Here is a 10221-nt window from a genome sequence, read left to right on the forward strand (position 1 = left end):
CCCCGCTGTTGCCCAGCCCCATGATGGCGGGCGGCACAAACAGGTTGAGCTGGGCGCCCGGCTCCGCGGCCAGCCGGGCCTGCAGCTTTTGCTGGATGGCCATAATGCTCAGCTCAGGCGACTCACGTCTGCTCCAATGGTCAAGGCCGAACATGAAGAAGGCCACGTTTTCGGAAGAACCGCCCATCATGCTGAAACCGGTGACCTGAATGGTGTAGTCGATCCCCGGTTCTTGGTGCAGCGGGGTCAACACATGCTCCAGCAGTGCCTCGGTACGGACGCGGGTGGCCCCTTCAGGCAGTTGCGCCATCCCGAAAATGACGCCCTGATCTTCATCAGGCAGAAAAGCTGTCGAACTCATGTTGTACAGAAAATAGACACCGCCGAATACCCCAAGCAGGATCAGGATGGTGAAGACCAGTTTGCGGGCAATCCAGGTGCTGAAGGAAACATAGCTGCCTCGTAAACTGTTGAGCGCAGTATTGAACCAGAGCTTCGGGCCCTTCTCTGTGGGTTTGACCGCCTGGAGAAAAATTGCGCAGAGCGCGGGGCTGAGCGTAAGGGCGTTGACTGTGGAAAAGAAGACAGCTGCCGAAATCGACACTGCAAACTGCTGGTAAATCTTGCCGGTGATGCCTCCCATAAATCCGATGGGGACAAAGATGGACAACAAGACCAACGTCGTGGCAATAACCGCGCCACTGACTTGTTGCATCGCCTTGATCGTCGCACTCTTTTGGTCGAGTCCTTCGCTTTGCATAAGCTCCTGAACCCGTTCAACCACCACGATGGCGTCGTCCACCACCAGGCCGATGGCCAGCACCAGGCCGAAGAGCGTCAGCGTGTTGATGCTGTAGCCAAAAGCCGCCAACACCATAAAGGTGGCGCAGAGCGAGACCGGGATGGTGATCGATGGAATCAGCGTGGCGCGCCAGTTCTGCAAAAAAACATAGCAGACGATGACCACAAGCAGGAAGGTCAGCCCAAGCGTCGAAACAATTTCACGGAGGCTGGTGCGGACAAATTCGGAGGCGTCGTAGGAGAGTATGGTTTCAAGACCTTCGGGATAATCCTTCTTGAGCCGCGTCAGTTCACTCTGCAACGCATCCATGGTGTCGAGGGCGTTGGAACCTGGTGTACGGCTCAGGGCCAGCACCACACAGGGAGCGCCGTTGTATTTGGCGGAAAAAAGATAGTTGTCCGAGCCTTTTTCTATTCGTGCAACGTCCTTGAGGTAGACCACCGCACCGTCGGCACCGGTGCGCACCACGATATTGCCGAAGGATTCGGTATCGTTCAGCCGTCCTTGCGCGGTCAGGGTGAAGGCGACCTGTCCGGAGCCGTCGTCCGGTGTGGAGCCGATGGCGCCGATGGAGGCCTGCACATTCTGGTTGCGGATGGCCGCCGTAACTTCGTCGACGCCGATGCCGAGGGCGGAGATGCGGTCGGAATCGAGCCAGACGCGCATGCTGTATTTGGGGCCATAAACCTGTGCACGGCTGACGCCTGGGATCCGTTCAATGGTCGGCTGGATGATTTTATAGGTATAGTCGCTCATCAACTGTTCATCAAGGCTGTGGTCGGGCGAGCGGACAATCAGGAAGCCGAGCATGTCGGCTGACTCGGTTTCAACCGTCACGCCCTGCTGCACCACTTCGGTGGGCAGCATCGGTTCGGCCTGGGATACACGGTTCTGTACCTTCACCTGCGCCATGTCCGGATCGGTGCCCACGGCAAAGGTTACGGTGAGCGAGTAGCTTCCCGAATTGTCGGACGTGGACGACATGTAGATCATGTCCTGTACACCGTTCACGGCATCTTCAATGGGGCCTGCCACGATGTCGGACATGACTTCGGCGCTCGCACCGGGGTAGCTTGCGCGTACCACGATCTGCGGCGGTGTGACCTGGGGATACTGGGTGATGGGCAGCGCGGTGATTGAAAGAATCCCCGCCAGCATCAGGACGATAGAAACCACACCCGCCAGACGCGGGCGATCAATGAATACCCGTGAAATCATTTTCCAGCCTCCTGCAAAGTGACCTGGGCAGTCATGCCCGGCCGCACTTTCTGCACACCATCAACCACGATACGGTCACCGGCCTTCAATCCGGAAAGCACTACGAAGTCACCTTCAACGGATTTCCCGATTTCAACGCGGGCGGTATCGACTCGTCCCTCCCCGTTGACCGTCAGCACATAGGATCCCTGGGGATCAAGCAGTACCGCCCGCTGGGGAATACGGATGCCCATGGGTCGCTGCCCGGATCCGAGCAGAATGTTGACGTAGCCGCCGGGGACCAATCGCCCGTCGGGATTATCGAACAGGTAACGGACCGCCATGGTCCCGGTTTCGGCATTCATAACGTTGTCGTCAAACTCTTTCTTGCCGATCAGCGGAAGCTGAGTTCCGTTGGGCAGACGAATGCGGGCAACCAGACCGTCGGAAGTGCCCGCCAGCTCCTGGGCACGAAAATCCAGGTAAGCGCGGTCGGTCATGGAAAAGACGACACGGATCGGACTGATCTGCACAATGCGGGCGAGTTCGTTGGAGGCGGAGGTGACATAGTTGCCCTTGGTTACGTTTGCCATGCCGATGCGGCCGCTGATCGGCGCGCGCACCTTCGCATAACCCAAATCAATTTTGGCCAAATTCAGGTTGGACTCAGCCTGTCTCAGATTGGCCACGGCCTGCAATTGCTCGCTTTCCGCAGTGTCGAGATCCGACTGCGAAACGCTGCGTCTATTGACATCACGCATACGCTTGAAAAATTTTTCGGCGCGGTTCAGTTCGGCTTTTGCACGGGACAGCTCGGCCTGACGCACGTCAACCATGGCCTGGTATTGTTTCTGGTCAATGGTGAAGAGCAGGTCGCCCGATTTCACAAAAGAACCTTCCGTGAAATGAACATCGTCAATGTAGCCCGCAACTTCCGAGCGGACCATGACCTCCTGCACCGGCTCGACCGTTGCAATATGGTCGGCAAGCACATCCAGCGGCCGTTCCTTCAGTTCAACGGCGATCACCGCGGGCGGCGGCATTTCTCCCATTCCCATCATGCCCGGCGGCGGTCCGCCTGACGGAATAAACAGACTGATAGAATACCCCACGCCGATCAGAATGATCGCAATAACCACTTTTCCGATTGCCTTTACCATTAGACATCTCCTTATTACGGGACTTCGTTATCCACAAAAAGCCCTTCATCCTTGGCCCGCTGGAAGATCGCTTTGAGCTTGGCCTGTTCTTTAAGCACCTTTTTATTGGCTTCTTCGAATTTTTCCTGCAATGCAAGCTTTTCGGACCAGATCCTTTTCCGCCTCTGCCTTAAGTTTTACAGCACAGTATCCCACTGACGAATACCGCCAATGTAAAAGGATAAAAGCGCCAGGGTTAAAAACGCCATGACCACATACTGGAACTTGGTGGCCAGATCCGCCCCGATCCATGCCAGCAAAAAAAGAAACAACAGCCCCGCACCTGCAATAAGCTGTACCGTCACATGGCCGGCCGGAAACAGACTCATTGTTATCTGATGACATGAACTTTTCCTTAAATTATTGCCCTTTGGGCAGGCTGATAACTGATTGGAAATTACTATACTATAAACGAAGGTAAATAACCAAAAAAATCCGGGTCACCAACTTAATTAAAAGACTCGTCCAAAGCGTTGCCCTGGATAAACTCTACGACGAGTTGATCTGCTCACCTTTTTATGATTTGACCTGATAGTTAAGTTAAATTATAGTGTGAACGGAAGAAGTTTAATCCCCGTAACTTTTTATATGAAAGTCTGGGTAAGTTACTCAGATATTTCAAGTTTTGTTATGGGCTATGGCCCGGCAGTTGATATGTCAGGTCAGCCCATGGCTGTTTTAGAAAAACCCTGACGATATTTAATGGACGTAAATTCATAATCATTTACGATGGAGGAAATCAGCGATGACATCCACATTACCCGAACAGATGAAAGTGATTGAAATTACCGAACCGGGCGGTCCCGAGGCCCTTTGTGTGGGAAGCAGACCTGTGCCCCAGCCGAAACCGGAAGAGGTACTGATCAAGGTGGCGGCCACCGGTGTAAACGGGCCCGATATAGTTCAGCGTAAAGGGCTTTATCCGCCGCCAAAGGGCGCATCCGACCTTCTGGGTCTGGAGATCACAGGCACCATTGTTGCCGTCGGCAGCGATGTCAAAGAGTGGTCTGTGGGAGACCAAGTCTGTGCCCTGACCAACGGCGGCGGTTATGCCGAGTATTGTGCTGTTCTGGCACCCCATTGCCTGCCCATTCCAAAAGGCTTGAGTTTGGTGGAAGCTGCGGGCATTCCCGAAACGTTCTTCACGGTCTGGAGCAATATATTCATGGGGGCCGGACTTAAAGAAGGGGAAATCTTTCTTGTGCACGGCGGTTCCGGCGGTATCGGCTCAACGGCCATCATGCTTGGAAAAGCTTTCGGCGCAAAGGTGTATGCAACCGACAGCCCTGCAGAACGATGTGAAGCCTGTAAAAGTTTCGGTGCGGATCGGGTTATTGACTACAACACGGAAGATTTTGTTGAAGTTGTCAGAGATGAAGTCAAGGGTGCCGATGTCATTCTCGATATCGTCGGAGGAGACTACATTGCACGCAATATCAAGGCAGCGGCGCCGGGTGCACGCATCGTTCAGATTGCATTTAACAAAGGCTCCAAAGTCGAGATCAATCTGATGCCCATCATGCTGAAACGTCTCCTTTACACGGGCTCCACCTTGCGCAGCCGTCCGGATGCCTCCAAATCTGAAATTGCGGCACAGCTCAGGGAAAAGGTATGGCCGCTCATTGAGGCGGGAAAAATCAAACCGGCTGTCCACAAAACATTTCCCCTGGAGCAGGCTGCAGAGGCCCATCGGCTTATGGAAAGCGCAACGCATGTCGGTAAAATTATTCTCGAGGTATGACCGTTTAGGTTAGTAACGGGGCTTAAATAACTTGCCCATTTTGATATATCCGGGACGCGGGTGTCCCGCCCGCAGTAAAGATGCGGGCGGGACACCCGCGCTTCCAAGTTGAATTATTTCGCTCTCCTTCCTTCAAGGCAGTACCGCAAAACTCGCTCATAAGATAATTGAGGCTACCGACTTAAACCGGACACCCTTTAAAACAAGGCTTCTCCGAAACCTCCGGTTCATGAGGCTCAGGTACTGCAAAACTCTCATCACCAGGTCAAACTGTACCGAATTAAAACGGTAGCCGGTGCGCTGATAGCTGATTGGAAATTACGGGCTTGGTCATAACATCGGCCACAGCGTAGGTTGGGTTGAACGAAGTGAAACCCAACAACTTATCGGCGTTGGGTTTCGTTCCTCAACCCAACCTACCAAAAATTCGGATGGCCTAAAATATGACCAAGGCCGAAATTACTATTAAACGAAGGTAAATAACCAAAACCATGGCTCCCGGCCATGCGGGACGTTTTAAATCAACTATTTACCATGGCTGAGGTTGCCGGTAAATAACCGGTTTCAAAAATTTAAAATTTATTGTATCTTGATAGGATTTTTTTAATAGTTTTTTATTGGCGTATTGGCGAATGAAAATATTTTTATCGTAATAGTGAGTTGCTGATTTAATGAAAAAAAATGGAATAATTACCCTGAAAACGATTTTAACTGTACCGTTCATTGCACTAATTATCATAATATCTGGAATTATTGGATATTTATCTTTTATAAATGGACAAAAAGCAGTCAATAACGTTACGGAGCAATTCCAAAACGAGATCTCAAAACGAATTGAGGATCACTTATCTGCATTTTTAAATTTGCCTCAACAGATTAATCATGTCAATGCCATCAGCATACAAAAAGGTCAGTTAAATGTCGAAAATATTACGTCCTTGGAACACCATTTCTGGAATCAGGTTAAAGTTTTTAAGTCTGTTTCAAGTATTTATTTTGGTAATAATCAGGGTGGCCTTGTTAACAGCGGCAGGGATAAAAATTCTGACTCACAATATATTATTGTTACTGATAATTTTAAAAGCGGGCCTTTTAAAAAATTTAATACTGATTCACTGGGGAAACGAACAGATCTGCTATTAAACGTTCCAAATTTTGATGCAAGAAAGCGACAGTGGTATAAAGGTGCAATTGAAAGCGGAAATCAATTTTGGAGTCCTGTTTATATCCTTTTTACTGGCCAGGATTTAGCAATCGCAGCCAGCCGTCCTGCATATGATGGTAACGGTAATTTACTTGGCGTTGTATCCGTTGATCTTTTTCTTTCACACATTAGTTCCTTTTTGGAAAATCTTTCCATTGGCAAAACAGGTCATGCATTTATTATGGAAGATTCAGGTTTACTGATTGCTTCGTCAACCGGAACGAAGCTCTTCACTGAAGGAAAAGAGGATAAAAAGAGAAAACGCCTGAAATCAATTGAAAGCGAAAGCTCACTAATTCGCCATGCATCGCTATCCTTGAAAAATAAATTTAAGGATTTCAACACGATCACAACTGAACAAAAAATTACTTTTAAATTGGATCATCAACGCTATTTTCTTCACGTCAAGCCAATTGAAAGAAACGAACTTAAATGGCTGATTTCTGTGATTATTCCAGAAGATGATTTCATGAGCAAAATTAAAGAGGGTAATCGCCTGACAGCAACTTTTATATTACTGACTTTAATAGTTGTTTCATTCGCCTGTATTTTATTGGCAAAAAGAATAACAAGTCCGATTTTTCCCTTAATCACTGCTGCGCAAAGCTTAGCAAAGGGGGAATGGAAATCAAACATTACTAAAAAAAGTCCGATATTTGAGATCAATATACTTACCCATTCTTTTAATCAAATGGCAGATCAACTGCAAAAGAGTCTCAATGACTTGCATATTGAAATTGACGAACACAAACAAACAGAAGAAAAATTAAAAGAACGTGAGAGTGACCTACGTACAGTCATAGAAACCATTCCAGACCTTGTATGGCTGAAAGACTCTGATGGTGTGTATCTTTCATGTAATAAAAGATTTGAACGATTTTTTGGTGCAAAGGAAAAGGAAATTGTTGGGAAAACAGACTATGATTTCGTAGAAAAAAAATTGGCAGACTTTTTTCGGAAAAACGATAAAATCGCCATGGAAGCTGGAAAACCAAGTGTTAATGAAGAAGAGATTGTTTATGCCGACGACGGTCATAGCGAGTTGCTTGAAACCATAAAAATGCCTATGCATGATCCCAAAGGAAATATTATCGGGATACTTGGGATTGCACGGGATATTACACAAAGAAAGAAAACTGAAGAAACGATTCGGTTAAATGAGGAACGACTGAACAGTATCCTTCAAACCAATCCAAACCCAGTCGTTTTGTATGATACAGAGGGTTTCCCTCAATTTATAAACGCAAGCTTTACCGAGGTATTTGGATGGACACTATCAGAAATTCAAGGCAGGAATATACCATTTGTCCCTGACGATGAAAAAAATATTACTTTTTCCAAAATAAAAGAGATTTACAGCAATGGTAAACCGTTACAATTTTTAACAAAAAGGCTTACAAAATCTAATGAAGTTTTGGATATTAATATCAATGCTGCCATCTATAAAGACATCCAAGGGGAAAAAATAGGTTTAGTTGTTAATCTCACTGATATTACTGAACAAATTAAAATTCAAGATCAACTCAGGCATGCCCAGAAAATGGAATCTGTGGGGCGACTTGCAGGTGGTGTGGCTCATGATTTTAACAATATGTTAAGTGTCATATTGGGTAATGCAGAAATCCTGGCCGAGGATCTTAAACTATCAGAGACTTCTATATTGAACCTTCAAGAAATCCAAAAGGCGGCAGAAAGATCAACGAATCTTACACGGCAATTGCTGGCCTTTGCACGAAAGCAGACCATTTCTCCTAAAATCGTTGACCTCAACGAGACCATTCATGGCGTACTAAAAATGCTTCAACGATTGATTGGAGAAGATATTGAACTTTCGTGGCAGCCTAAAATCGGTTTATGGCCTGTCAAAGTAGATCCATCTCAAATCGATCAGATTCTTGCCAACCTTTGTGTAAATGCGAGGGATTCTATAGAAGGTATTGGGAAAATTGTTATAGAAACCGATAATGTTCAGTTCAACGATAAGTATTGCCAAAACCATCCCGGCTTTATTCCTGGAGATTATACGCAGATAGTTGTTAGTGACACTGGACATGGCATGGAAAAGGAAGTGCTTGACAATTTATTTGAGCCTTTTTTTACAACCAAAGGAATTGGTGAAGGAACCGGGCTTGGTTTGGCAACAGTATATGGTATTGTCAAACAGAACAAAGGGTTTATCAATGTCTACAGTGAACTAAGGTTGGGAACAACTTTCAAAATATATCTGCCAAGATTTGCTGAAAAAAAAGAACTAGAGGTTCAAGAAATTGTTCAAGGAAAACCTCAAAAAGGGAATGAAACCATTCTTCTGGTTGAAGATGAAGAAGCCATTTTAAAGATGGCACAAATGATGCTTGAACGATTGGGTTATACTGTATTAGCAACAAATAATCCAGATGAAGCGATCAGGCTTAGCCATGCTTCAAGAAAAGAAATCCATATGTTAATTACTGATGTTGTCATGCCCTCCATGAACGGTCGTGAGCTTGCTGAAAAAATATTAAAGACTTTTCCGAAAATGAAATGTCTTTATATGTCAGGATATACGGCTGATGTAATTGCTCATAAAGGTATATTAGATGAGGGGGTGAATTTCATAAATAAACCATTTTCCAAGCTGGACTTGTCGGCTAAGTTAAGAGAGTTGTTCAATTAAAAACAGGATCAATCCGCAGGATGTTATTCACAACTGGGATGCCAAATAAAAATCAGATTGAAAGGTAGATTTATGAAAACATACTATCGCGCATTAACCATCGCAGGTTCTGACAGCGGCGGCGGGGCCGGTGTTCAGGCAGACTTGAAAACCTTCAGTGCCCTTGGGGTCTTCGGCATGTCCGCCATCACGGCACTCACGGCCCAGAACACCCACAGTGTCACAGGTATTTTTCCGGTTCCCCCGGCATTTATCGGGGAACAGATTGATGCCGTAATGTCGGATATCGGCACCAATGCCGTAAAAATCGGCATGCTCCATTCACCTGAAGTTATTAAAATAGTGGCCGAAAAACTCAAACAATGGCACTGTCCCAATGTGGTGCTGGACCCGGTGATGATCTCCAAGTCCGGCGACAAGCTGTTGCAGGACGATGCCGTGGCCGCACTGACGAACCACCTGCTGCCCCTGGCCACGGTAATCACCCCGAATCTGCCCGAGGCCTCAGTGCTTTTAGGCAGAACCATCGACACCCCGGAGAAAATGGAAGATGCGGCCGCAGACCTTGCAGATCTTGGCGCAGCCAATGTGCTGGTCAAAGGCGGACATCTGACTTCCGGCCCGGGTATTGATCTGCTCTATGAAACCGCATCCGGACAGACAACACGCTATACAAAAGACCGCGTGAACACAAAAAACAGCCACGGTACGGGGTGCACCCTGTCATCGGCCATTGCCGCAGGCCTTGCCCTGGGGCTTGACCTGAAAACAGCCGTTGCCGGGGCCAAAACCTATATCACCGAGGCATTAAAGGCCGGTGCCGATATCCAAACCGGCTCGGGGCATGGACCGGTCCACCATTTTTATGCGCTGTGGAAAACGGTGTAAATCTGCATCTCACATTCCCGGCAGTTAAAGGTCACCTGGAAACGGTGTTTGCCATGGGTCAGAAACAACGGCCCCAAAGAAGGCTGCGAGGAATTGTTCGGGTTTTTCTCTGCCTTTCCGGGACACCACCCAAGGCTGCGGCGGATACAGTGTTTTGTGATCATGACCGGGGTTCCCGGCCCTGGCGGGTCACATTCAAAGGCAGGGTCAATGGATGTTACGCCCCTTTTATTATAAAACTGAACCGCCAGATGGTTTGCAGCATTGGCCCGGAAATCAAGGTGTCCCCGGTAAAAAGGAACCGGTGCCGGCCTGGGCCCGGCTGTCATTCGCGCATAGGCGGTTAACCGGTTATTTTCCAGGCAGGCCACCAGATCCCGGCGCAGACAGTTCAGATCAGCGGCAGGCAGAAACACCGGCTTTGAAAGGATTTCAAGACGGTTCAACTCAAAACAGGTATTGCCCAGTTTGCCCAACTGCTTTTCAATGGCTGCCCTGGCCGTGTCGGGATTACGGGCCGGATCGCCTGAAACA

7 protein-coding genes are annotated in these 10221 nt (G+C 48.0%); 3 read left to right on the top strand and 4 right to left on the bottom strand.

From position 1 onward, the window contains the following. From AB7U36_RS11125 to AB7U36_RS11135, 3 genes are all read right to left on the bottom strand, one after another. A partial coding sequence (locus AB7U36_RS11125) for an efflux RND transporter permease subunit (RefSeq protein ID WP_428159847.1) occupies positions 1 to 2020 on the bottom strand: 2020 nt, incomplete at its 3' end. Then, on the bottom strand, positions 2017 to 3159 hold the full coding sequence (locus AB7U36_RS11130) for an efflux RND transporter periplasmic adaptor subunit (protein ID WP_428159848.1): 1143 nt from the start codon (positions 3157 to 3159) through the stop codon (positions 2017 to 2019). The genes AB7U36_RS11130 and AB7U36_RS11125, both read right to left, overlap by 4 nt. Positions 3160 to 3335: 176 nt before the next feature. Continuing rightward, positions 3336 to 3527, bottom strand: coding sequence for a hypothetical protein (locus tag AB7U36_RS11135; RefSeq protein WP_287038412.1), 192 nt, complete (start codon positions 3525 to 3527; stop codon positions 3336 to 3338). 416 nt (positions 3528 to 3943) lie between these two features. Here AB7U36_RS11135 and AB7U36_RS11140 point away from each other — a divergent pair, with 416 nt between their 5' ends. From AB7U36_RS11140 to thiD, 3 genes are all read left to right on the top strand, one after another. After that, complete coding sequence (locus tag AB7U36_RS11140) at positions 3944 to 4939, top strand: NAD(P)H-quinone oxidoreductase (protein ID WP_428159849.1); 996 nt, start codon at positions 3944 to 3946, stop codon at positions 4937 to 4939. A 671-nt stretch (positions 4940 to 5610) separates the two neighbouring features. Next, positions 5611 to 8799 (top strand): PAS domain S-box protein, encoded by a 3189-nt coding sequence (locus tag AB7U36_RS11145; protein ID WP_428159850.1) that lies wholly within the window; start codon positions 5611 to 5613, stop codon positions 8797 to 8799. 72 nt (positions 8800 to 8871) lie between these two features. Next, positions 8872 to 9687 carry a bifunctional hydroxymethylpyrimidine kinase/phosphomethylpyrimidine kinase gene (gene thiD / locus AB7U36_RS11150; protein WP_428159851.1) on the top strand — a complete coding sequence of 272 codons (816 nt, stop codon included), beginning with the start codon at positions 8872 to 8874 and terminating at the stop codon, positions 9685 to 9687. On the opposite strand, the gene AB7U36_RS11155 is transcribed toward thiD, so the two are convergent. Next, positions 9663 to 10221 (bottom strand): DUF3656 domain-containing protein (locus tag AB7U36_RS11155; protein ID WP_428159852.1); only part of this gene is annotated, 559 nt, incomplete at its 5' end. The two genes, thiD and AB7U36_RS11155, sit on opposite strands and share 25 nt — an antisense overlap.

Source organism: Desulfobacter sp., from assembly GCF_050177295.1.

What these genes read in the sequence shown, in the direction of transcription:
- AB7U36_RS11130 (WP_428159848.1), bottom strand. Translation starts at nt 3,159, where the DNA reads ATGGTAAAGGCAATCGGAAAAGTGGTTATTGCGATCATTCTGATCGGC.
- AB7U36_RS11135 (WP_287038412.1), bottom strand. Translation starts at nt 3,527, where the DNA reads ATGAGTCTGTTTCCGGCCGGCCATGTGACGGTACAGCTTATTGCAGGT.
- AB7U36_RS11140 (WP_428159849.1), top strand. Translation starts at nt 3,944, where the DNA reads ATGACATCCACATTACCCGAACAGATGAAAGTGATTGAAATTACCGAA.
- AB7U36_RS11145 (WP_428159850.1), top strand. Translation starts at nt 5,611, where the DNA reads ATGAAAAAAAATGGAATAATTACCCTGAAAACGATTTTAACTGTACCG.
- thiD (WP_428159851.1), top strand. Translation starts at nt 8,872, where the DNA reads ATGAAAACATACTATCGCGCATTAACCATCGCAGGTTCTGACAGCGGC.